Annotated in this window: 26 protein-coding genes; 15 read left to right on the forward strand and 11 right to left on the reverse strand. The window is 67.6% G+C overall.

The genetic code is table 11. The features are described 5' to 3' along the window. Positions 1-45: 45 nt before the first annotated feature. From AC07M9_RS01680 to AC07M9_RS01695, 4 genes are all read right to left on the reverse strand, one after another. Complete coding sequence (locus AC07M9_RS01680) at positions 46-1,002, reverse strand: right-handed parallel beta-helix repeat-containing protein (protein WP_494880798.1); 957 nt, start codon at positions 1,000-1,002, stop codon at positions 46-48. A 75-nt stretch (positions 1,003-1,077) separates the two neighbouring features. Further along, positions 1,078-1,347 (reverse strand): hypothetical protein, encoded by a 270-nt coding sequence (locus AC07M9_RS01685; protein WP_494880799.1) that lies wholly within the window; start codon positions 1,345-1,347, stop codon positions 1,078-1,080. 3 nt (positions 1,348-1,350) lie between these two features. Next, entirely contained in the window at positions 1,351-1,551 is a 201-nt protein-coding gene (locus tag AC07M9_RS01690) for a type II toxin-antitoxin system antitoxin (RefSeq protein ID WP_494880801.1), read from the reverse strand. A gap of 7 nt (positions 1,552-1,558) precedes the next feature. Continuing rightward, positions 1,559-2,473 carry an SPFH domain-containing protein gene (locus AC07M9_RS01695; RefSeq protein WP_494880803.1) on the reverse strand — a complete coding sequence of 305 codons (915 nt, stop codon included), beginning with the start codon at positions 2,471-2,473 and terminating at the stop codon, positions 1,559-1,561. 345 nt (positions 2,474-2,818) lie between these two features. On the opposite strand from AC07M9_RS01695, the gene AC07M9_RS01700 reads away from it, so the two are divergent. The 7 genes from AC07M9_RS01700 (at position 2,819) to AC07M9_RS01730 (ending at position 6,868) form a co-directional block, all read left to right on the forward strand. Beyond that, positions 2,819-3,007, forward strand: a complete 189-nt coding sequence (locus tag AC07M9_RS01700) for a DUF465 domain-containing protein (RefSeq protein WP_494880805.1) — start codon at positions 2,819-2,821, stop codon at positions 3,005-3,007. A gap of 82 nt (positions 3,008-3,089) precedes the next feature. After that, positions 3,090-4,076, forward strand: coding sequence for a TerC family protein (locus tag AC07M9_RS01705; RefSeq protein ID WP_494880807.1), 987 nt, complete (start codon positions 3,090-3,092; stop codon positions 4,074-4,076). A 196-nt stretch (positions 4,077-4,272) separates the two neighbouring features. Next, positions 4,273-5,184 (forward strand): DMT family transporter, encoded by a 912-nt coding sequence (locus AC07M9_RS01710; RefSeq protein ID WP_494880808.1) that lies wholly within the window; start codon positions 4,273-4,275, stop codon positions 5,182-5,184. Between the two features lie 3 nt (positions 5,185-5,187). Continuing rightward, a complete protein-coding gene (locus AC07M9_RS01715; RefSeq protein ID WP_494880809.1) occupies positions 5,188-5,736 on the forward strand; it encodes a pseudouridine synthase in 549 nt (182 codons plus the stop codon). A 51-nt stretch (positions 5,737-5,787) separates the two neighbouring features. Then, positions 5,788-6,231, forward strand: coding sequence for a thioredoxin TrxC (gene trxC, locus AC07M9_RS01720; protein ID WP_494880811.1), 444 nt, complete (start codon positions 5,788-5,790; stop codon positions 6,229-6,231). 81 nt (positions 6,232-6,312) lie between these two features. Then, positions 6,313-6,597 carry a BrnT family toxin gene (locus AC07M9_RS01725; protein WP_494880813.1) on the forward strand — a complete coding sequence of 95 codons (285 nt, stop codon included), beginning with the start codon at positions 6,313-6,315 and terminating at the stop codon, positions 6,595-6,597. Further along, positions 6,554-6,868 carry a helix-turn-helix domain-containing protein gene (locus AC07M9_RS01730; RefSeq protein WP_494880815.1) on the forward strand — a complete coding sequence of 105 codons (315 nt, stop codon included), beginning with the start codon at positions 6,554-6,556 and terminating at the stop codon, positions 6,866-6,868. The genes AC07M9_RS01725 and AC07M9_RS01730 overlap by 44 nt, the downstream gene beginning before the upstream one ends. Here AC07M9_RS01730 and nadA read toward each other — a convergent pair. The 5 genes from nadA to AC07M9_RS01755 form a co-directional block, all read right to left on the reverse strand. Next, entirely contained in the window at positions 6,865-7,851 is a 987-nt protein-coding gene (nadA, locus tag AC07M9_RS01735; protein WP_494880817.1) for a quinolinate synthase NadA, read from the reverse strand. The two genes, AC07M9_RS01730 and nadA, sit on opposite strands and share 4 nt — an antisense overlap. 87 nt (positions 7,852-7,938) lie before the next feature. After that, on the reverse strand, positions 7,939-8,652 hold the full coding sequence (locus AC07M9_RS01740) for a hypothetical protein (protein ID WP_494880818.1): 714 nt from the start codon (positions 8,650-8,652) through the stop codon (positions 7,939-7,941). A 77-nt stretch (positions 8,653-8,729) separates the two neighbouring features. After that, a complete protein-coding gene (locus tag AC07M9_RS01745; RefSeq protein WP_494880820.1) occupies positions 8,730-9,614 on the reverse strand; it encodes an MBL fold metallo-hydrolase in 885 nt (294 codons plus the stop codon). A gap of 43 nt (positions 9,615-9,657) precedes the next feature. Continuing rightward, positions 9,658-10,122, reverse strand: a complete 465-nt coding sequence (locus tag AC07M9_RS01750; protein ID WP_494880821.1) for a DUF1465 family protein — start codon at positions 10,120-10,122, stop codon at positions 9,658-9,660. Between the two features lie 193 nt (positions 10,123-10,315). Next, entirely contained in the window at positions 10,316-10,513 is a 198-nt protein-coding gene (locus AC07M9_RS01755; RefSeq protein WP_494880822.1) for a DUF465 domain-containing protein, read from the reverse strand. Positions 10,514-10,763: 250 nt separating this feature from the next. Here AC07M9_RS01755 and AC07M9_RS01760 point away from each other — a divergent pair, with 250 nt between their 5' ends. The 5 genes from AC07M9_RS01760 to tilS all read left to right on the forward strand — a co-directional run bounded on the left by AC07M9_RS01760 (position 10,764) and on the right by tilS (position 16,574). Continuing rightward, the gene (locus tag AC07M9_RS01760) at positions 10,764-10,919 is read left to right on the forward strand and encodes a YdcH family protein (RefSeq protein ID WP_494880824.1); all 156 of its coding nucleotides are present in this window, start codon (positions 10,764-10,766) and stop codon (positions 10,917-10,919) included. A gap of 153 nt (positions 10,920-11,072) precedes the next feature. Next, complete coding sequence (ptsP, locus tag AC07M9_RS01765) at positions 11,073-13,349, forward strand: phosphoenolpyruvate--protein phosphotransferase (protein WP_494880826.1); 2,277 nt, start codon at positions 11,073-11,075, stop codon at positions 13,347-13,349. A gap of 156 nt (positions 13,350-13,505) precedes the next feature. After that, positions 13,506-14,492, forward strand: a complete 987-nt coding sequence (locus AC07M9_RS01770) for a helix-turn-helix domain-containing protein (protein ID WP_494880827.1) — start codon at positions 13,506-13,508, stop codon at positions 14,490-14,492. 125 nt (positions 14,493-14,617) lie between these two features. Beyond that, the gene (locus tag AC07M9_RS01775; protein WP_494880829.1) at positions 14,618-15,607 is read left to right on the forward strand and encodes a tetratricopeptide repeat protein; all 990 of its coding nucleotides are present in this window, start codon (positions 14,618-14,620) and stop codon (positions 15,605-15,607) included. A 1-nt stretch (position 15,608) separates the two neighbouring features. Continuing rightward, positions 15,609-16,574 (forward strand): tRNA lysidine(34) synthetase TilS, encoded by a 966-nt coding sequence (tilS, locus tag AC07M9_RS01780; protein ID WP_494880830.1) that lies wholly within the window; start codon positions 15,609-15,611, stop codon positions 16,572-16,574. A 3-nt stretch (positions 16,575-16,577) separates the two neighbouring features. Here tilS and AC07M9_RS01785 read toward each other — a convergent pair whose 3' ends face one another. Further along, on the reverse strand, positions 16,578-17,225 hold the full coding sequence (locus AC07M9_RS01785) for a L,D-transpeptidase family protein (RefSeq protein ID WP_494880832.1): 648 nt from the start codon (positions 17,223-17,225) through the stop codon (positions 16,578-16,580). Between the two features lie 133 nt (positions 17,226-17,358). Beyond that, on the reverse strand, positions 17,359-17,973 hold the full coding sequence (locus AC07M9_RS01790; protein ID WP_494880834.1) for a TetR/AcrR family transcriptional regulator: 615 nt from the start codon (positions 17,971-17,973) through the stop codon (positions 17,359-17,361). 111 nt (positions 17,974-18,084) lie between these two features. On the opposite strand from AC07M9_RS01790, the gene AC07M9_RS01795 reads away from it, so the two are divergent. The 3 genes from AC07M9_RS01795 to AC07M9_RS01805 all read left to right on the forward strand — a co-directional run bounded on the left by AC07M9_RS01795 (position 18,085) and on the right by AC07M9_RS01805 (position 22,899). Further along, entirely contained in the window at positions 18,085-20,439 is a 2,355-nt protein-coding gene (locus AC07M9_RS01795) for a TonB-dependent receptor (protein ID WP_494883863.1), read from the forward strand. 167 nt (positions 20,440-20,606) lie between these two features. Then, a complete protein-coding gene (locus tag AC07M9_RS01800; RefSeq protein WP_494880836.1) occupies positions 20,607-21,485 on the forward strand; it encodes an alpha/beta fold hydrolase in 879 nt (292 codons plus the stop codon). A gap of 118 nt (positions 21,486-21,603) precedes the next feature. After that, positions 21,604-22,899 (forward strand): spinster family MFS transporter, encoded by a 1,296-nt coding sequence (locus AC07M9_RS01805; RefSeq protein ID WP_494880838.1) that lies wholly within the window; start codon positions 21,604-21,606, stop codon positions 22,897-22,899. Positions 22,900-22,960 lie beyond the last annotated feature (61 nt).

A 22,960-nucleotide genomic window follows, 5' to 3' on the forward strand; every position in this document is an offset into this window, starting at 1 on the left:
ATGGAGCTTGTTCTGGCGGTCTCAGGGCGCCCCGCCCCTCCGTCCTCAGCGCTTTTCGTAGCGGACCAGTCCGGTGCCCAGAGTGTTCGCACCCAGCTTCACCGCGTCGCCCGACCAGTCGGCGACGAAGGCGCTGCGGCGGTCGATGCCCGGCGCGAAGCGGGCGTCGTTGTCCTCGATCACCAGGCCGCCCGAGGTGTGGTTGCGGTGTTCGGCGGCGACCGCGATGAAGGCGGAGTAGTTCTCCTTGTCGCGGCCCTGCACGAACCAGTTGCCCGAGATTTCGCCGGTGGCGCCGTCGGCGAGGTCGATCATGTAGTTGGTCGAGCGGCCGCGCGAATCGTCGAAGCTGCAGTTGAGGATGGCGACCTTCTCGGCGCGGGTCTTGGCGTAGTGGCCGCCGGTGCCCGCCTCGAAGCGGCTGCGCGTCACGGTCAGGGCGCCGTAGTTGCCGATGTAGAGCGAATGCGCGCACCCCGAACCCTCGCAGGTGCCGAGCCGGGTGAAGGTGGACTTGTCGATGGTGATCGTGCTGGCGGGATCGTCGGCCGAAAGGATGCCCTGTTCGCTGTCGCGGAACCAGCTCTGGCCCACCGCGAGGTTGCCGTGTTCGAGCCGGATGCCGGCGCCGTTCTTGTCGTCCACGCGGATGTTGGCGAAGACGAGGCCTTCGACCCGGGCCGAGCGGCCGCGCAGGACCAGAGCGCCCTTGTTCTCGCAGGCGACGCCGTCGAGCACCGACTGGCCGGGGACCGCCGCCTGGTAGGTCACATCGCCAGAACCCTGGATCGCGCAGTCGGCGAAGCGCATCGAGGCGAAGCGGATGGTTCCGCGCCCCTCGCCGATCGCGTCGACCGCGTCCTGCAGGCGGGCGAAGGTGCGCCCGCTCTCGACCACGGTATAGGGTGCCTCCGGAGCTGTGCTCTGGGCCAGCGTCGAGGCGGCGGGAACGGCGGCGAGCAGTGCCGCCGAGGCGAAGGCGAGTCGGGAAAGCCGGGTCATTCTGGCAGGTTAGCGCGCATTATCGGCTAAGGGGTAAACGCTTCGGCGGCGTCCCGCGCAGGGACAGTCTCCGCGCTATTCCTTCTCGCCCCAGCGCCATTTCCAGCCGCCTCGTGTGCGTCTGGCGGCGACCACCGTAAACAGGGCCGTCACGAACAGGAACAGGACGAGGGCCGCCCACCGGGCGCCGCCATGGCCGGTACGGTCGAGCATGGCGATGCCTGCCAGCGCGGCGACGTAGCTTGCGAGCAGCAGCCACCCCTCCCGCCTGATCGGCAGGCCAGCGCCATATCCGTAACGCTTGGGGGCGAACCACGCCCCTTCCTCGGTGATCTTGTGGAGCATAGATCAATCCTCCTTGGGAGGGCGTCCCCGCCGTGCAGGTTCGCCGGTCTCCAGCTTCACCCCCCGCCGGGCGAGCGCCTCGCGCAGGAGCACTTCGACTTGCGCGTTGACCGAGCGGAAGTCGGCCGCCGCCGTCCGCTCCAGCGCTGCATGCAGCGCCGGATCGAGACGGAGCGCGAAGGCCTTCTTGCCGGGGCTCGCCATAAGCGCCTTACGAGTAGAGCGTGCCGGCGTTGATGACCGGCTGCGCCTCGCGCTCGCCGCAGAGCACGACCATGAGGTTCGAGACCATCGATGCGCGGCGCTCGTCGTCGAGTTCGACCACGTTCTTTTCCGAGAGCTGGGCCAGCGCCATCTCGACCATCGAGACGGCGCCCTCCACCAGCTTGCGCCGCGCGGCGATAACCGCTTCGGCCTGCTGGCGGCGGAGCATGGCGCCGGCGATCTCGGGCGCGTAGGCGAGGTGGGTAAGGCCGCATTCGTCGACCGTCAGGCCGGCCACCCGCAGACGCTCGATCAGTTCGGTGCGCAGTTCGGCGTTCACCTGGGTGTGGCTGCCGCGCAGCGTGATCTCGGCATCCTCGACGTCGTCGTAGGCATAGCGCGCGCCGATCGAGCGGACCGCAGATTCGATCTGGACGTTCACGAAGGTCCGGTAGTCATCGACGTCGTAGAGCGCCTGCGCGGTGTCGAAGACGCGCCAGACGACCTGGGTGGCGATCTCGATCGGGTTGCCGCGCAGGTCGTTGACCTTGAGCTTTTCCGAAACGACGTTGTTGGCGCGCACGAATATCTTGGTCTTGCCCATCCACGGCCAGACCCAGCGCAGTCCGGTGGTGCGGTCGGTCCCGCGATAGCTGCCGAACAGCGTCACGGCGGCGGCCTGGTTGGGCTGGATCATGTAGAAGCCCGAGGCGATCAGCACCTGGACGATGGTGGCGGGCAGCAGGAAGCACAAAAAGGCCAGGATCGTGCCGGGCGCGGGGTTGCTGCTCGACGCCAGGCTGACAACGGCGGCGACGATCGCCACCAGCAGCGCCAGGAACACGACGAGCATGACATAGCCGCTGCGTGTGGAGGCCAGGTGCTCCCGGCTGGCGTTGATGGGCAGATGCGAATCGGACATCGGCGGAACCCCTCTCGAAAAGTGATATCACTTTAATATCATTCATCGGCCCGTCGTCAATTCCCTTCGCGGCGTGCGTTGTCGCAAAACGGTGATCCGGGCGGTCCGGTGGAAGCGACGATTTGGCTGCGATCTTGAAATCCAGCCCGACCGCGCGTATCTAGGCCGTGCGGGCCGGGCCCCTCTGGCGCGGCGCAGGATCATCTTGCGCCTCGTGATGTCGGACCGCATCGGGTGAAACCGGTGCAGGTTCCAGACGTCCCTTACGCCTCGGCATTGATTCGTCACGCAACCTCCCCCGCGCTCATCCGATCGAACCGAACTCAAGTTCGATAGGGATTTGAAATGACCGACCGCATGTTCCGACTGCTCGAGCGCACCCAGAAGCTCGACACCCTGATCCAGAGCGCCAGGACCCGGCGCTTCGTCGATCCGCTCGAGATCGCCTGGTTGAGAAAACGCAAACTCGAACTGAGAGCGCGCCTCGCCTCGCTGCTGCCTTCGCGGCAGTGGGCCGGCACCCCCGCGTTCTGATTTCATAACCTGACGGCTGCGCGCCGAGGTTCTTGCCTGGCGCGCCGGCGCATCTGTTTTCCCCCGGCTAGGGCGACACATCATGGAATTCCTCTTCGCCGACTGGCTCGGCACCCCAGCATGGTTCTGGCTGGCTTTCGCCGCCGTCGTGCTGCTGCTCACCGCCTTCGACCTCGGCGTCCTGCACAAGGACGACCGCGAGATGGGCATCGCCGAATCGCTGAAGCTTTCGGTCTTCTACATCACCATCGCCATGGTCTTCGGCGCGTGGATATGGTGGGCCAAGGGCTCCGCGCCCGCGATCGACTACTACACCGGCTACTTCATCGAGAAGGCGCTCTCGATCGACAATGTGTTCGTGATCTCGATGATCTTCGGCTTCTTCGCGATCGCGCCCCGCTACCAGTACCGCGCGCTGCTCTGGGGCATCCTCGCGGTGATCGTGCTGCGCGGTCTGATGATCGCGGGAGGCGCGGCCTTGGTCGCCAACGCGCATTGGGTCATGTACCTGTTTGCGGCCTTCCTGATCTACACCGGCGTGAAGATGCTGTTTGCCGGCGATCACGATCCCGACATTGGCAACAACGCTGCAATCCGCTGGATATCGCGCCACATGCGCGTGACCAAGGCCCATCACGAGCAACATTTCTTCGTGCGTGAGACTGACGCCAAAGGCAAGCTGGTCTGGGCGGCGACCCCGCTGTTCCTGGCGCTGGTGGTCATCAACCTCGCCGACCTCGTCTTCGCGGTGGATTCGGTGCCGGCGATCTTCTCGATCACCACCGATACCTTCATCGTCTACACCTCGAACATCATGGCGATCCTGGGCCTGCGCGCGCTCTACTTTGCGCTGGCGGCGATGGTGCACCGGTTCGAATACCTGAAGTACGCGCTGGCGCTGGTGCTGGTGTTCATCGGCGGCAAGATCCTGATCGCCGACTTCGCGATGGGCGGGGCCAAGTTCCCGCCGCTCCTGAGCCTTGGCGTGACGCTGGCGCTGATCGCGGGCGGGGTGATGTGGTCTTTGTGGAAGACGCGGGGCGAGGGGAGCCTGGCGACGCCGGAGTAACCTTCCCACCTTCGTCATTCCCGCGCAGGCGGGAGCCCATCTGATGCGCTGCCGTGTTGCCCGGTCATCAGTTGGGTCCCCGCCTTCGCGGGGATGAAGAAAGAGGGGGCCGTGCCGGGGCGGGAGAAGCGCGCTGCGTCAATCCAACCGCCAATAAGCAGGTGCGCCGGGCGGGGCATGCCGCTACGAGGCGGCGATGAGTACGACCACCGCCGCCCCGCCTGCCGCCACTCCCGGCCACGACTGGACGCCGCGCCACCTGTTGGCGCTGCTCGCCGCCAACGTCGCGCTGGCGCTGGGGGCGTGGTTCGTCCGTCTCTCCGACACCGGGCCCGTCGCCGCCGGGTTCTGGCGCCTTACATTGGCGCTGCCGGTGCTGGCGCTGCTCGCCACGCGTGAGCCGGCGGCACAGCGGCGCATGGCGCCGGGCCTCGTCTTGCTGGTGATCGGGGCCGGCGTGTTCTTCGCGCTGGACCTCGCCGCCTGGCACTTCGGCATCGTGCGCACCAAGCTGGGCAACGCCTCGCTGTTCGGCAATTCGGGCAGCCTGGTCGTGATGGTGTGGGGCCTCTTCGTCGCGCACCGGGCGCCGCGCGTGCTGGAGATCGCCGCGATCTTCGCCGCGCTGTGCGGTGCGGGATTGCTGATGGGCGGCTCGCTGGAAATCAGCCACGACAACCTCGTCGGCGACCTGTTCTGCGTGCTCGGGGGGCTGTTCTATGCCGTCTACCTCATCATGCTCAACGGCGCGCGCGAGCGGCTGGGGCAATACTCGCTGCTGGCCGTCTCGACCGCTGCGAGCGCGCCCGTCATGCTGCTCGTCGCGGTCCTGCTGGGCGAGACGATCTGGCCGCACAACTGGACGCCGCTGGTCGCGCTGGCCATTTCCAGCCAGCTCATCGGGCAGGGCTTCCTGATCTATTCGCTGCGGCACTTCACCCCGCTGATCATCGGCCTGGCGCTGATGACGCAGCCGGCGCTCACCGCGACGGTCGGCTGGCTCGCCTTCGGCGAGACGCTGAGCGTGACCGACGTGATCGGCATGGTGCTGCTCGCCGCCGCCCTGATGCTGGCCAAGGCCGGCGACAAACCCGCAGCAAAGGCCTGAATCATGGCGCGACTGGTTCTCTTCAACAAGCCGTTCGAGGTACTCTCCCAGTTCACCGACGTGAAATCGCCCAGCCCGCGCGCGACGCTGTCGGACTTCATCCAGGTGCCGGGCGTCTATCCCGCCGGGCGGCTCGACCGCGACAGCGAAGGCCTGATGCTGCTGACCGACGACGGGCGCTTGCAGTCCCGCATCGCCGACCCGAAGTACAAGACCGCCAAGACCTACCTCGCGCAGGTCGAGGGCGAGCCCGACGAGGCGGCGATCGCGGCCTTGTGCAGCGGCGTCGTGCTCAACGACGGCCCGACCCTGCGCGCGAAGGCTGCCCGTATCGACGCACCCGACCTCTGGCCGCGCACTCCGCCGGTGCGCTTCCGCAAGAGCGTGCCCGACTGCTGGATCGAACTCACCATCCAGGAAGGCCGCAACCGCCAGGTCCGGCGTATGACCGCCGCCGTCGGCCACCCGACGCTGCGCCTCGTGCGCTGGCGCATCGGCGACTGGACGCTGGAGGGACTGGCGCCGGGCGAGTGGCGGGAAGTCGCGGTCTGACCTTCACCTATCGGCGCCCGGTCCCCAGATAGGCGCAAAGGAGACGATGCCATGACCCCAGACAGCGTGATCGTCGTGTGCCCGACCTGCACGACCTCCAACCGTGTGCCGACCGGGCGGCTGGGCGCGGGCGGGACCTGCGGGAAGTGTCGGAAGCCACTGTTCGCCGCCGCGCCCGTCACGCTGACGGCGGCCAACTTCGACGTCCACGCAGGGAAGAGCGACCTGCCGCTGCTGGTCGACTTCTGGGCCTCGTGGTGCGGGCCGTGCCTGCAGATGGCCCCGGCCTTCAACGCCGCCGCCGCGCAGCTGGAGCCGGAAATGCGCCTCGGCAAGCTCGACACCGAGGCGGAAAGCGCGATTGCCGGGCGCTACGCGATCCGCTCGATCCCGACGCTGATCCTGCTGCGCAAGGGCCGCGAGATCGCCCGCCAGTCGGGCGCCATGCCGGGCAGCGCGATCGTCTCGTGGGCGCGCCAGGCGGCGCGGGGGTAGGGGCGGGGTCCGTTGCGGACGCGTCCGCGATGGACGGACTTTAACTCGCCGTGCTATGTGTGATTCACATAGTCATGGGCGATGGAGTTCGAGTTCGATCCCGCCAAGGACGCAGCCAACCGGTTGAAGCACGGGCTGCCACTGGCGTTCGGGACGCGGGTTTTTGACGATCCGTTTCATGTGTTTACACCGACAGTCCGCCTCGGCGATGAAGAAGAGCGTTGGAAAGCGGTGGGGCGTGTCGAGGGAAAGCTCTACACTATCGTCCACGTCTGGCGCGGCGAACGTGTTCGATTGATCTCCGTCCGGAGGAGCAACGCAGGTGAACAAAGAGACTACGATCGCCATTCCGGCGGACCCGAATGATCCGGAAGACCGCGACGTCAGCGTCGCCGGGCTAGAACGCGCCCATATGGGCCGTCGTTTCCGCATCCTGCGGCATTGCCTCGGTATGAGCCAGGCCGAGTTCGCCGGCGCCTTCGGCATTCCCGTCGCCAACCTGCGGCAATATGAACTTGCCCGCCATATGCCCCCGCCGGCCGTCCGCGCCTACCTCCGGGTCATCGAGGCGGAGCCCGAGATGGTGCGCAGGGTGATGGCGCAGCCGGCGGAACCGGCCGCGCCTTCGACGGCCTAGCGCGCTCCCAAATCACCCTTGCCGATCGTGCCGCTGGCCATCTCCAGCATCCGGTCGAGGCTCTTCTTCGCCGCGAGGCGCAGGCCTTCCTCGATCTCCACGCGCGGCTCGAGGTCGCGCAGGGCGAGGTAGAGCTTTTCCAGCGTGTTGAGCGCCATGTAGGGGCAGATGTTGCAGTTGCAGTTGCCGTCCGCGCCGGGCGCGCCGATGAAGGTCTTGTCCGGGATCGCGAGTTCCATCTGGTGGATGATGTGCGGCTCGGTGGCGACGATCAGCGTGTCGCCGGGCATCGTCTTGGCGTACTGCAGGATGCCGCTCGTCGAGCCGACGTAGTCCGCGTGGTCGACGATCGTCGGCGGGCATTCCGGGTGCGCGGCGATCGGCGCGCCGGGGTGCTGGGCCTTGAGCTTGAGCAGCTCGGTCTCGCTGAACGCCTCGTGGACGATGCACACGCCCGGCCACAGCAGCATCTCGCGGTCGAACTTGCGGCTGAGGTAGCCGCCCAGGTGCCGGTCGGGGCCGAAGATGATCTTCTGGTCGCGCGGGATCTGCTGGAGGATCGTCTCGGCGCTGGAGCTGGTGACGATCACGTCGGACAGCGCCTTCACCTCGGTCGAGCAGTTGATGTAGGTCAGCGCGATGTGGTCGGGGTGCGCCTCGCGGAAGGCCTTGAACTTCTCGGGCGGGCACGAATCTTCCAGGCTGCACCCGGCGTCGAGGTCGGGCAGCACGACGATCTTGTTCGGCGAGAGGATCTTGGCGGTGTCGGCCATGAACTTGACGCCGCAGAAGGCGATGACGTCGGCGTCGGTCTCGGCGGCCTTGCGGCTGAGTTCGAGGCTGTCGCCCACGAAGTCGGCGAGGTCCTGCAGTTCGGGCTTCTGGTAGTAATGGGCGAGGATGACCGCGTTGCGTTCCTTGCGCAGCCGCTCGATCTCGGCGCGCACGTCGATGCCGGAAAGATCGGCGGGCATTACGGTCATGGCATTCCCTCTGGTCGCGGGCCGCGGTCCTTGCGCCTCGGCGGGGCCTATCTAGGGACGCGCGCGCGCGGACCCAAGGGGAAAATGTCAGGCGGTGAACTGTGCCGCGAAGGCGATCCACCACGGGGTGACGGCCAGAAGTTCGACAAGCCCGTGGGCGACCACGATCGCCATCATCGACGCGACCGTCGCCGGATGGACATGGCCCAGCGCCCGGCGGTCATGGCCCACGACCAGCAGGGCGACGCCAAGTTGGACCGCCATGCCCAGCCATTCGCCCCACGGCATGATGAGCGGCATCGGCAGGACCCGGCCGAGCGCAGGTTCCATGATGAGGATCGTCGAGCCGATAATCAGCCGCTTGTGCCAGTCCGCCTCCCTGCGCCGGGCGATGGCCGACGCTACCAGCACCGCGAAGACCACTACGCCGACATGGACGAGCGCAAGGAAATAGGCCGCCGTGAAGAAGGGCGGAAAGAACCCCGCCTTGAGCGCTGTCAGGCAGGTCAGGCTGGCGAGCACCATGATGAGCGGCACCATGGCGACGCTCGCCCAGCCGAGCCGGCGGTGGATTTCGAGGCCGATCCCGCGCCCGGCCAGCACCGATTGCGTACACAGCAGCCCCAGCCAGGCGAGCATCGTCATGCCGTGCAGGTGGAAGATCAGCGGCACCTGCGTGTAAGGCACGAAGCCCCGCAGCGCGAACTGCGCGAAGCCGAAGATGATGAAGGCACTGATGCCGATCGTCATCTTTGCCCAGAACGAGAGCCGCACCGCCTGTGCACCGGCCATGGTCGCCATGAATTATCCTCCGCCCTGTGATGGTGGCGGACAGTAATTCGTTCGGTGTATTTATGCCAACAGTAGTCGACGAACGCCTAATTCGCGGCGACGAGTTCCCACTCGTCTTCATAGCGCACTGTAATGCCACGCTTTTCGAGGTCGATCAGGTGGGACAGTACGGAACGGCCCGCTGCCGGCCACAATCGTTCGTCGACGCCCTTGTACATCAGCGGCACCATCCCGGTGATCGTGCGTACGCCCGATTCGATCTGGCGCAGGATCTGCCGCTCGCGCTGGCGGCGGTGGCCGATCATCCCGCGCACGAGCTGGCGCGGCTTGGTGACCTCGGGTCCGTGGGCAGGATAGTAGACGCTGTCCTGCTCGCGATCGTAGAGACGGGCGAGGCTGGCCATGTAGGCGGTCATGTCGCCGTCCGGCGGCGAGACGACGCTGGTCGACCAGCCCATGACGTGATCGCCGGTGAACAGTGCCCCGGTCTCTTCCAGCGCGAAGCACAGGTGGTTCGAGGTATGCCCCGGCGTCGCCACCGCGCGCAGCGTCCAGCCCTCCCCATGGAGCGCCTCGCCATCGGCCAGCACGCGGTCGGGCGTATAGCCGGGGTCGAACGAGGCGTCGGCGCGCGGGCCGTCGTCGTCGAGCACCAGCGCCGCGCAGCCGACGATCGGCGCGCCGGTGAGCGCTTTCAGCGGCCCGGCTGCGGGCGAATGGTCACGGTGGGTATGGGTGCAGGAAATCGCGACGACGCGGGCATCGCCGATCGCCTCGACCAGCGCGGCGATGTGCTCGGGCTCGTCTGGGCCTGGGTCTATCACCGCCACTTCGGCGCCGTCGCCCACCAGGTAGGTCTGGGTCCCGGTGTATGTGAAAGGCGAAGGGTTGCGCGCCAGCACGCGCCTGACCAGTGGGCCGACACGTTCGGCCACGGTGTAGGGGCGGTCGATCTGGGTGGGTGCGTCCATGCGGGCGATATGGGGTGTGGAGCGCGGCGTGTCGAGGTTGCGTCTAGCTGGCCAGCCGTCCTTCGATCCGTTCGCGCAGGCGTTCGATGGCGCTCTGGGCGACCGGTGCGGCCCGGCACCAGGCTTCGTCGAGCCGCAGCAGGCGCTCGTAGAAGCGGCGGGTGGCCTCGACTAACTGCGCCGTCGCAGGATCGAGCAGGGCGATCTGCACAGGGTCCGACTCGCGCATGTCGGGCGAGAGGCGGCCATGGCGGTTGAGCTGCAGCTCGTTGATTTCGCCGGTGAAGTAGGCGCGGTGATTGAGCAGCCAGGCGATGGCATGCATCATCCGCGTGGTCGTGCGCAGGCCCTCGCTCGACAGCGCGATGCGGGCGAGGTCGTCTTCCCGGCTCAGGCGGTCGCGGCGGCCGGACAGGGTGAAGGCGCCGCGCACTTCGTCCGACAGGACCAGTGCCTCGCAATAAAGCGCTTCGACGATGCGCGGATTGATGGTGCAGGATGCGGACATGAAGCGCTCATATTTCCGAAGCGCGACTCGCCCGCAACTGCCTCCCGGCCAAATTCCCGCGCAAAAATTCTTCTGTCCCCGATCGGTACGCCTGGCGATGGAAGAATGCTCGCCGGGATTGCGGTGAAATGGCGCAAATTCCGGCTTTTCAAGCATTTGGGCGCAGAGCGAGAGCCGTAATCGAGAGAACAGGTCAGGCGATGATATCGGGAATGAGGTAGTCGCCGATCTGCATGATCTGGTCCTTCAGGCGCAGCTTGCGCTTCTTGAGGCGTGCGATCTGCAACTGGTCGCCCGACCCGGCGGCCAGCAGCGCGTCGATCGCCGCGTCGAGGTCGCGGTGCTCGATCTTCAGGATTTCGAGGCGCTTGCGCATTTCCTCTTCGGTCAAACCGGAATTCCTTGCTCAAAAATACGCGCCGGTGCGACCGTCCGTGCGCTGCGGTGGGCAGAGCGCGGCCGAATCCTGCCGGACGCAGGATTCACGCGATTCACCGATATGAAGCAATACGAGTCTTCGCAAGGTCGGCCGAATGTGGTTCCTTTGGTTTTGCGCCGGATCATCGAAGCCGAGTCGCCAATTCGGGTCACTCGCCATTTAGCTCTTCCGCCGGGGTCCGGTCCAAGAGGAGGAACCGTCCATGGATAGTTCGCACGTCAGCGCCCTTCAGCTCAAGCATGCCGGCATCGATCGGCAGATCCACGAGGAAATGAGTCGACCGGTTCCTGATGCTGCGGTGGTCCAGTCCCTCAAGAAGCGAAAGCTCAGGCTCAAGGAGGAGATCGGACGGTTCTGACCGCCGATCTGGGCCTCGGATAATTCGCCGTCGGGCATTCGCCCACCGAAGAAATCCACCGGTCGAACCGGAGATTCCGATATCACCCACATAAGCTGATTCGGCGGCATCCGTTGCGTTCCCAAAGCGATCGCTTTGCGTTAGGCATAGGGCATGACCAGCGGAGCCGTCGAAGCAGCCCGAACCATCCTTACCCGCCTGCACGAGGTGATGGCCTCGCGCAGCAATGCGCAGTCCAAGCTGAACAACGTGGTCGAAGTGATCGGCGAAAGCCTCGATAGCGAGGTCTGTTCGATCTACCTCCTGCGCGAAGGCATGCTCGAACTTTTCGCCACGCGCGGACTCGCCCAGGAAGCCGTTCACGTCACCCGCATGGCCGTGGGCGAAGGGCTCGTCGGCACCATCGCCGACCAGACCGGTACGCTCAACCTCGCCGAAGCGGCGGCGCATCCCGACTTCTCGTATCGCCCCGAAACGGGCGAGGACAAGTATCACTCCTTCGCCGGCGTCCCCATCGTGCGCCGCGAACGCGCCGTGGGCGTGCTCTGCGTCCAGCATGTCGAGCCGCGCCGATACGAGGAAATCGAGATCGAGGCGCTGCAGACGGTGGCGATGGTCCTCTCGGAACTCATCACTAATGCCGACCTTGTCGACGAGGAGGGCGCAGGGGCCGCCGGCGCCGGGCAGACCGGGCCGGTCCAGCTCAACGGCCTGACGTTGGTCAAGGGCCTCGCCCTGGGCGTGGCGGTGTACCACCAGCCCCGCGTCACCATCGAGCACGTCGTCGCCGAGGATACCGAGGCCGAACGCCAGCGCGTCATCATGGCCTTCGACCGGATGCGCGAACAGATCGACCGCATGTCGAGCCAGGCCGAGTTCGGCGTCGGCGGCGAGCACGAGGAAGTGCTCGAGACCTACCGCATGTTCGCCTACGACGAGGGCTGGACGCGCCGCATCAACGAGGCGATCGACAGCGGTCTCACTGCCGAGGCGGCGATCGAGCGCGTGCAGCAGCGCACTCGCATGCGCATGCGCCAGATCGATGATCCCCTGCTCGCCGACCGCATGCACGACCTCGAGGACCTCGCGAACCGCCTGCTGCGGATCGTCTCGGGCCAGCTGGGCACCGCGGCGTCGATGGGCCTGAGGAACGACGCGATCCTGATCGCGCGCAACCTCGGTCCTGCCGAACTCCTCGAATACGACCGGCGGCGGCTGAAGGGCGTGGTGCTCGAGGAAGGCTCGCTCACCAGCCATGTCGTCATCGTCGCGCGCGCCATGGGCGTGCCGGTGCTCGGCCGCGTGCGGGGCCTGCGCGGCGCCGTGCGCGAGGGCGACCAGCTGCTGCTCGACGCCGACCAGGCCACCTGCACGGTGCGCCCCTCGACCGGCTCGCTCGAGGCGTTCGACGCGCGCTTCGCCAAGAGCCGCGAACGCCAGGCCATCTATGCGGGCATGCGCGACGTGCAGCCGACCACGCTCGACGGCACCCGCATCAACGTGATGATCAACGCGGGGCTGCGCGACGACGTCGTCAACCTCAACCTGACCGGCGCGGACGGCATCGGCCTGTTTCGGACCGAGTTCCAGTTCCTCGTCTCGGCCACGCTGCCCCAGCGCGAGAAGCAGACCCGCCTCTACCGCGACGTGCTCGACGCGGCGGGGGATCGTCCGGTGGTGTTCCGCACGGTCGACATCGGCGGCGACAAGACACTCCCGTACCTGCGCCACGATGACGGCGAGGGCGAGGAGAACCCGGCGATGGGCTGGCGCGCCTTGCGCGTCGCGCTCGAACGCGACGGGCTGCTCAAGGTCCAGGCGCGCTCGCTGCTGGAGGCCGCCGCCGGGCGCAAGCTCAACGTCATGTTCCCGATGGTCGCCGAGCCGTGGGAGTTCGACGCCGCCAAGGCGGTGTTCGACAGCCAGCTCGACTACCTGCGCAAGCGCAAGAAGGTGCTGCCCGAGGCGATCCGCTATGGCGTCATGCTCGAAGTGCCCGCGCTTGCCGAACAGCTCGACCTGCTGGCACCGAAGATCGCGTTCCTGTCGATCGGCACCAACGATCTCACGCAGTTCCTGTTCGCGGCAGACCGCTCGAACCCCAAGCTGGCCGAGCGTTACGACTGGCTGAGCCCGGCGATCCTGCGCTTTCTGCGCCGGGTCGTGCGCACGCTCGACGGCACCGGCGTGGACATCAGCGTCTGCGGCGAGATGGGCGGGCGCCGGCTTGAGGCGCTGGCGCTGCTGGGGCTGGGTATCCGGCGCATGTCGATCACCCCGGCGGCGGTGGGGCCGATCAAGGAACTGGTGGGCAAGGTCGATCTCGGCGAGATCACCCGCGCCATGGATGCCTGGATGGACGCGCCGCCGGCAGACATGCGCGCGGCGATGGTCGCCTGGGCGGCGGCGCGGGACATTCACGTCGATTGAGTCCGAAATCCGGGCCGATGCGCCGGCAATCGCTTGCGGACCGGGTTGAACGCAGAATTTTCAGGCGATTGACTGCGGACTGATTGACTTTGCAGCGTCAGACGGTTTGGTTAGGCCAAGGTCAGGTCGCAACACACACATCGCTTTTGGAGCGGAATGGAAAACGTCGAATCCCAGGGTCGCGCGCCCGCGCCGCAAAGCGTCGGAAGCCAGCTGTGTGCGGCTCGTGAGGCCGCCGGGCTCAGCCGTGCCGACATCGCGTCGAAGACCAAGGTCGCCGAACGCCATCTGCTCGCGATCGAGGAGGACCGCCTGGGCGACCTCGCGGCGCGAACGTATGCGGTAGGCTTCGCGCGCGCCTATGCCCGCGCGGTCGGCCTGAACGAAAACGTCATCGCGGCCAAGGTACGCGAACAGCTCGACAGCGAAGTGACCGAACGTCCCGAGATCGCGCCGAGTTTCGAGCCCGGCGATCCCGCGCGCGTGCCGACCCGGCGCCTTGCCTGGCTCGCTGCGGCGGGCGTGGTCGTCGTTGTGGCCGTGCTGCTGGTGTTCTGGAGCAGCTTCCTCTCGCCCGAGGGGCAGCTTCCCGACCTCATCGCCGAAAAGACGGATGCACCCGGCGGCACCGCCACGCCGATGGTCGCGGCGCCTGCACCGCCGCCGCCCGCGCCCGTTCCCGGTCCGGTCGTGCTGACGGCGACGGGCGACCAGGTCTGGGTCAAGGTCACCGACGGCGCCGGCGCCCAGGTGCTCCAGAAGGAACTGGCAAGAGGCGAAAGCTGGACCGCTCCCACCGGCGTCGCCGGACTGCAGCTGCGCACCGGGCGTCCCGACGCGCTTCAGGTTTCGGTCGGCGGCAAGGCCTTGCCCCCGCTTGACACGCAGCCGCGCCTGATCTCGGGCGTTTCCCTGGCGGCGTCGGACTTGCTGGCACGCGCCAATCCGGGCCCTGTCGGCAATCTCGCGCCGCCCCCCGCATCTCCATCTGCGATCACCCCCGCGCCGGCTTCTGCGACGAGCGCGCCGCCGCGCCGCCCGTCCGCGCGGCCTGCCCCCGCCACGAGAGCGCCGCGTGGGCCGACGGAGGCGCCGACGCCGGAATCGTTGCTGCCGCCCGGACTTTCCACGACTTCCGACTGACGCTGCCTCGACACGCGCAGGCCATTTCGGGCAACACCGGGCACCGGCCCATTGGTTAATCCCCGGTTTCGCCTGCCGCTGCCACAGCATGGCCAGTGATATCCGGGCATGGAGTTGATTTGGCGATGAAACCTACCTTTGCGGCAATGCGCACGACGCGCTGGCTGGCGACGGCTGCGGCAGCTTCCATTCTGGTCGGCGGGGCGGCTCCAGCCCTTGCGCAGGATGCCAACACCAATGCGCGGCTGAGCAAGGTCGAGGGCGAAGTCCGGGCGCTTCAGCGCAAGGTCTTCCCCGGCGCCGACGGCAAGTATTTCGAGCCGGAGATCACCTCGCGTCCTGCTCCGGCGTCAACGCCGGGCGGCCCCACCAGCACGCCGGTGAGCGACCTGCTTACCCGCATGGACTCGGTCGAGGCGCAGATGGCGCGGCTGACCGCGCAGGTGGAGCAGAACACCAACCGCATCAGCCAGCTCGAAGCGAAGCTGACGGCGGGCGTTCCGGCACCGTCCGCCATCGGCGCGCCGCCCGTCGCCCCGCCGCCCGCCTCGCAGAGCAATCTCGACGCGATGAGCGGCGGCATTTCGACGCGTCCGGTGACCGGCTCGGCCATCACGCCGGCGCCCCGGCCTTCCACGCTCCCGGCCGCTCCGGCGCCCAAGCCCGTCGCTGCGCCGTCGTCGCGGGTCGAGGCGGTCAAGGCGATCGTCAAGCCGCAGAGCGCGGATGCTGGCGACGACGAGTACAGCTACGGCTACCGCCTGTGGGAAGCCAAGTTTTATCCCGAGGCGCAGCAGCAGCTGAAGCTTTACCTCGAGAAGTACCCCAAGCACGCGCGCGGGAGCTGGGGCCGCAACCTGCTCGGCCGCGCCTATCTCGACGACAACAACCCAAGCGAGGCGGCCAAGTGGTTCCTCCAGAACTTCCAGACCGACAAGCGCGGTGACCGCGCGCCCGACAGCCTGCTCTACCTCGGCGTCTCGATGAAGCAGCTCAAGGACACCAAGCGTGCCTGCATCGCGCTTGCCGAGTTCAGCGAGACTTATGCCAGCGAAGCGGCGGGCCGTCTGAGCGGGCTCTACAACAGCACCCGCAGCGGACTTGCCTGTAGCTAACGTGAGCACTGCCGACGCCGGCCGGCTGCACGCCGGCCTGGCGGCGATCTGGCCCGAAGGCGTCGACGAGGCCGGCGCGCGGCTGGGCGTAGCCGTGTCGGGCGGTCCGGACAGCCTTGCCCTGCTGCTGCTTGCCCACGCCGCGTTGCCGGGGCGGGTGGAGGCGGCGACCGTCGATCACGGCCTGCGTCTCGAAAGCGGGACGGAGGCGTCGGAGGTCGCGAGGGTCTGCGCCGGGCTGGGCGTCCCCCATGCCACGCTGCGGGTCGAAGTTGCGGCGGGCAATGTTCAGGCCGAGGCGCGGGCCGCGCGTTACGCCGCGCTCGCGGAGTGGGCGGCCGGCCAGGGGCTCGCGGCGCTGGCGACCGGGCACCAGGCCGACGACCAGGCTGAAACCCTCATCATGCGGCTCAACCGCGCCAGCGGCCTCGCGGGCCTCGCGGGCGTGCGCGCGCGCGGGATCGTGCCCGGCTCTGACCTGCCGCTGCTGCGTCCGGTGCTGGACTGGCGCCGTGTGGAACTGGGCGCGGTGGTGCGCGCCGCCGGGTTTGTTGCGGCCGAGGACCCCAGCAACACCAACGACCGCTTCGACCGCGTCCGCGTCCGCAAGGCGCTGGCCGATGCCGACTGGCTCGATGTGCCTGCCATCGCCCAGAGCGCCGCGAACCTCGCCGAAGCGGACGCCGCGCTGGACTGGATGGCGGCGCTGGAGTGGCGCTCCTGCGTGAAGAAGGAACCGATGGGGCTGAAATACCGCCCGCAGGCTCCGCGCGCGGTGGCGCTGCGGGTGGTTGCCCGGATCGTGCGCGAGCTCGACGAAGAGGCGCGGGGCGGCGCGATCTCACGGCTGGTGGAAAGCCTCGCGGCGGGGCGGCCCGCCTCTATCGGCAACCTCGTGGCCCGCCCCAATTCGGGCGGCTGGAGTTTTGCGAAAGCCCCGGTACGCGCCGTAAAGCGCGAGAAGTAGGGGCTAACCCCCGACGAGGCTGTCGCCCATGCCGACCTGCTTGCCGCGCGTGATGTAGACCTTGTCGCCCAGATGAGTGGTGGCGAACAGCTTGGCGGCGAAGTCGTTGGGCATGCCCACGCAGCCGTGGCTGGCATAGCCGAGTTCGACGTTCGATCCGTGCAGGGTGATGCCGTCGTCGGTCAGCCGCTGCATGAAGGGCATCGGCGCGCCGGTGTAGATGTTAGAGACGTGGTCCTTGTCCTTCTGCGTGATCGGGAACACGCCGAGCGGGGTCGGCTTGTCCTCGGTCCCCAGTAGCACGGCGGTGGCGCCGATCTCGTAGCCGGCGCGGAACACAGATAGCACGCGCGCCTCCAGGTCGACGGTGACGACGATCGGGCCAGCGGGCACGTTCTTGTCGTCCCAGTGCCACTGCCCGTACTTTATCGGCCCTTCGATTGGCAATATCCGCTTGATGACGAAGGGTTCGTCCTTCTTGGGAACCGGCGCCGGAGCGGGCTTGGCGACAGCGGCGATCTTGGGCTGCGCCAGCTTCGCCTCTGCCAGAGACGCAGGCTCGGGCTTGCCGGGCGAGGCGGCGACGACCAGCACCCCGGCGATGGCGGCCAGGGCGACGAAGCCCGAGGCGAGAAGGATGCGCGCGTCCACGTCGGTTATCCGGTTCCTTTGACGACTCCTGCTAGGAGGTCGGCGTTAGCATCGCGTAAATGAGAGTTAAGCGCCAGCCAAACGCGTTGACCTTTGGTGCCGCTCGGGCAGGACGGCGGGATTGTTGCGTCAGCTAACTATCACGCTTGGCAATGCCTTCGCGCAGAATCGAATTGGCCAGTTCCGCCACTTCCTCCGCGGAGGCATCCTCCGACCAGACGGCGTAGCGAAGGCCCAGGAACACGTTCATGCCCATAATGGCCCAGGCATGCGCTTCGCCCAGGTCCTCGCGCAGTTCGCCCTTGCGGATGCCTTCGGCGAGGCGCTCGTGGATGCGGCGGGCGGTGTTGCGGTAGTGCAGGCGGAAGCTGCCGGGATCGACGAACTCGGCCTCGTCGATGATGCGGTAGATTTCCTTGTGCTCGCTGGCGAAGCGCAGGAAGCCGGTGAGCGAGGCGCGCTCGGTCTCCAGCGCGGGCAGGTCCTGCCGGCGAGCGCTCAGCGCAGCCTCCCGGACCTTGCCGCTGAGGTCGTCGACCAGCGCGCGGAAAATCTCGTCCTTGGAATTGAAGTACGTGTAGAAACTGCCCAGCGCGGTGCCCGCGCGCTTGGTGATGGCGGTGATCGAGGCTTCGTGGAAGCCGCGCTCGCCGAACTCCAGCGCCGCCGCGTCGAGCAGCTTGCGCAAGGTCCGCCGCCCCCGCTCGGTGCGGGGCGCCTTGTCGGGGAGGGCCGGTTCTGTGGTCACCGCGACACAGCTAGACCGCTCGTTCGGCCTTGGCAAACATTCAAAGTTGAAAGATGGTTCAACTATCAATATGAAGGTCGCCAACAAGAAACGACCATGGGAGAGACTACGATGCGCAAGGCGCGATTCCTCGCGATTTCCTCGAGCGTGCTGGCCATCTGCGGCGGGCTTTCGGTGACCCCTGCCGCGGCGCAGGAGGCCCCGACCGGCGCCGAGAGCTCGGCCGAGCAGACCGGCGGCGACATCATCGTCACCGCCCGCCGGCGCGAGGAACGCCTCGTCGACGTGCCGATCGCGGTCACCAGCTTCAGCGGCGAGCAACTTGCCAAGTCGGGCGCGATCGACATCACGGAGATAGCCCAGAGCGCACCGAACGTGACACTCGAGCCCTCGCGCGGCACCAACTCGACACTATCGGCCTTCATCCGCGGCGTCGGCCAGCAGGACCCGGTGTCGGGCTTCGAGCAGGGCGTCGGCATCTACCTCGACGACGTCTACCTCAACCGTCCCCAGGGCGCCGTGCTCGACATCTACGACGTCGAGCGCATCGAAGTGCTGCGCGGGCCGCAGGGCACGCTCTACGGGCGCAACACCATCGGCGGCGCGGTCAAGTACGTGACCCGGCAATTGCCGCAGGACCTGTCCGTCAAGGTGAAGGGGACTTACGGCACTTACGACCAGGCCGACCTCGTCGTCACCGCCTCGGCGCCGGTGAACGACCTTGTGCGCATCGGTGGTTCGGCGGCGCGGCTGTCGCGCGGGGGCTTCGGCACCAACCTCACCACCGGCGAGGACAACTATAACAAGGACATCTGGGGTGCCCGTGCCAGCATCGACATCGGCGGCTACGGCGAGCCGGTGCTGATCCGCATCTCGGGCGACTATACCAAGGACAAGTCCAACGCGCGCGGCGGTCACCGGCTGATCCCCGGCTACGCCTCGGGGGCGCCGGTGCTGGACGATCCCTACGACACGCGCGGCGGCCTCATCGACCCGAAACAGGAGGTCGAGGCTTACGGTCTTGCCATCAATGCCTCGGCCGAACTGACCGACCGCATCACGTTCCGCTCGATCAGCGCCTGGCGCAAGGACGACAGCGCCTCGCCGATCGACTTCGACGCGCTGCCTGCGGTCGATCTCGACGTGCCGGCCTATTACCGCAACGAGCAAGTCAGCCAGGAATTCCAGCTGCTCTACGACGATGGCGGCATGGTGCAGGGCATGATCGGCGGGTACTACCTCGGCGCCAAGGCCGACACCCAGTTCGACACCCGCCTGTTCACCGCGCTGAACGGCCTCACCGCCTTCACGCAGGCCAACGTCGACACCGAGACTTTCGCGGTGTTCGGCGACTTCACCTTCGACTTCAGCCAGCAGCTGAGCCTTTCCCTCGGCGGGCGCTATACCTGGGACGAGCGCAAGGCGCAGATCCTGCGGCAGAACTACCTCGGCGGCGGGTCTCCGGTGTTCGGCGGGGCGGGCGTGCCGCTCGGCGCCGCCAGCACCGATTTCTCGGGCAAGGCCAAGTTCGAGAAGTTCACGCCCCGCGCCTCGATCAGCTTCAAGCCGAGCCCCGACCACAACCTCTACGCAAGCTACAGCCAGGGCTTCAAGGGCGGCGGCTTCGACCCGCGCGGCGTCGGCGTCAACGCGCCCGCCGCGACGCCCGGCCGCCCGACCGACGCCGAGATTTCGGACTACCTGAGCTTCGAGCCGGAGACGGTCGACAGCTACGAGATCGGTTACAAGGGGAACCTGTTCGGCGGCGCCCTCTACATCGCGGCGGCGGCGTTCCACATGGACTACAAGGACGTGCAGATCCCGGGCTCGGCGGGCTGCACCGTGGGCGGACTGCCGACCTTCTGCGGCGTCATCACCAATGCCGGCAAGGCGAAGTTCAACGGCTTCGAACTGGAAGCCAGCGGCCGGCTGGCGCAGGACATGGCGATGGCGGGTGACCGTCTCAGCCTGTCCGGATCGCTCGGCTACATCGACGCACAGTACAAGGAATACATCGCCAACATCGGCGGCGTGCCGACCGACGTGGCGGACAACCGCAAAGTCCAGAACACGCCCAAGTGGACCGGCAGCGCCACGCTCGCCTACAGCGCCCCGGTGGGCGATGGCGACGTGAACTTCAGCACGACCTACTCGTACCGGGGCAAGACCTACCAGTTCGAGATCCCCAACCCCTACCTCGACCAGAAGGGTTATGGCCTCGTTGATGCCAGCCTTGTCTACACCGCGCCGGGCGGGCGCTGGAGCCTCGGCGTCCACGGCAAGAACCTGTTCGACAAGCGCTACAAGACCTCGGGCTACACATTCCTCGCCGCCAACCCGGTCACCGGAGAGCTGCTGACGAGGCCCAACGGGCAGTTCGTGCCGACGCTCGGCACCGAGGGCACGCTGACCACCTTCTACGGCAACCCGCGTCAGGTCTTCGCGACCGCGACGCTGGAGTTTTGAGAGCTACTGTTGCCATCCAAGACTTTCGTCATTCTCGCGAAAGCGGGAACCCAGCTGATTCCGGTTCAAGTTGCATTGTCATCAGATGGGTCCCCGCCTTTGCGGGAATGACGAAGAAGGGGTGGTGAACCGGGCTCGCGGTACAGCAGCGCAGGAAAGGATATCTCATGGACTACCGCGTCCACCGCTATCGCAGCGCCGACGGACGGCTGGATCTTGCCGCGCGGGACTATCCGGCCGCGAGCGGTGAGGCGCCGGTGCTGCTTATGATGCACGGCCTCACCCGCAACAGCGCCGACTTCGAGCCGCTCGCCGCGCGGCTTGCCGGGCGCTACCGGATGATCGTGCCCGACCAGCGCGGGCGCGGCCTGTCGCAGTGGGACGCGGACCCCGCGCAGTACCGCCCCGACGTCTATGCGAAGGACATGCTGGCGCTGGTGGACGACCTTGGGATAACGCGGGCGGCGCTCGTCGGCACCTCGATGGGCGGGCTCATGGCGCTCGTCATGAACGCGTTGCGACCGGGCCTGGCGCAGGCGGCGATCTTCAACGACATCGGCCCGGTGCTCGAACCCTCCGGCCTCGCGCGCATCCAGGGCTACGTCGGCCCGGCAGGCGCGATTGCCGACTGGACCGAGGCCGCCGCGCGCATCCGGGCCATCAACGCCCCGGCCTTTCCCGATTATGGGCGCGCGCAGTGGGAGGCCTTCGCCCGCCGCATCGCGCGGGAAAATGCCGATGGCACCGTCTCCTTCGCCTACGATCCGGCGATTGCGCAAGGCGTGGCGGGCGACGATCCCGACGCCGTGCCGCCCGATCTCTGGCCGCTGTGGGACCTGCTGGGCGCCGTCCCGGTGCTGGTGGTGCGCGGCGCGCTCTCCGACCTGCTGAGCGCCACCACCGTCGCCGAGATGGCGCGCCGGCACTCGGGCGCCTATGCGAGCGTCGAAGTGCCGCGCGTCGGCCATGCGCCGATGCTCGACGAGCCGGCGGCGCTGGTTGCGGTAGGGGTGTTTCTGGCGGAACATGTGGGGAGAGGGGCGTGAGGGAGGGTACCCCTCCCCATCATTGCCGCGAAGGCGGGAACCTATCTGATGACCTGTCCGGTCGAGATGGTATCAGCTGGGTCCCCGTCTTCGCGGGGATGACGAAATGAGGTCGGGAATGAAAATGCAGCCCGTGGACAATGCAGTGATCCCGCCTCCGGGCGCCCGGACCGGAGCCTCGCCCAACCTCGTGCTGGGGATGTTGCTGCTCGTCTACATCTTCAACTTCGTGGACCGGCAGATACTCTCAATCCTCGCCGCGCCGATCCAGGCCGACCTCGGGCTCGACGACGCGCAGCTCGGCATGCTGGGCGGCCTCGCCTTCGCGATCCTCTATTCGACGCTGGGCGTGCCGCTGGCCTGGCTCGCCGACCGCACCAGCCGGTCCTGGGTCATCACCGGGTCGCTGGTGCTGTGGAGCCTGTTCACCTCGGCCTGCGCGCTGGCGCAGGGGTTCTGGCACATCTTCGCCGCGCGCGTGGGCGTCGGCATCGGCGAGGCGGGCGGCGTGGCCCCCAGTTACGCGGTGATCGGCGATCACTTCCCCAGCCACCGCCGGGCCCTCGCGCTCTCGGTCTATTCGCTGGGCATCCCGCTCGGCTCGGCGGCTGGCGTGCTGGCGGGCGGTTACGTGGCGCAGGCGGTGGACTGGCGCACGGCGTTCCTGGTGGTCGGGCTCGCCGGCATCCTGATCGCCCCGCTGTTCAAGCTGGTGGTGCGCGACCAGCCGCGCCCGGTTCGCGCCGCCACCGATGCACCCGCGATCCGCTTCGGCGAGGTCACGCGGACGCTCGCGGGCAAACGGGCGTTCTGGCTGCTGAGCTTCGGCGCCGCGTCCAGCTCGATGCTGGGCTACGGTCTCATGTTCTGGTTGCCCAGCCTGCTCCAGCGCAGCTTCGGTCTCGACCTCGTCCACACTTCATGGTTCATCGGCGCGGTGCTGCTGCTGGGTGGATGCGTGGGCGTGCTCATGGGCGGCGCGCTGGCCGACCGGCTGGGGAAAGGTGACCGCGCGTGGTACGGCCGCGTGCCGGCCATCGCCTTCGTCTGCGCCGTCCCGCTGTTCGCCGGCGGCATCTGGACCTCGAGCGTGCCGCTGGCCTTCCTGCTGTTTCTGGTGCCCCAGGCGCTCGCCTACTTCTGGCTTGGCCCGGTGACAAGCGCGGTCCAGCACCTCGTCGAGCCTCCCGCGCGCGCGACGGCTTCGGCGCTGTTCCTGCTCATCAACAACCTGATCGGGCTGGGCGGCGGCATCTACGCGCTGGGCGCGCTGTCGAAGGCGCTGGTGCCGGTGTGGGGCACGGAATCGCTGCGATACTCGATGCTCTTCGCCCTGGTGCTCTACCTGCTGGCGGCCACCCTGATGACGCTGGCGGGTCCTGCGCTGCGCCGCGAGTGGGTGGCAGAAAGGTAGGGCCTCACATCGACACGGCTTTCGTAGGCCAACCCGGTACCTTCGCATCCCCGCGTGGCGC

This window comes from Novosphingobium sp. GW821-FHT09E05 (assembly GCF_059416165.1).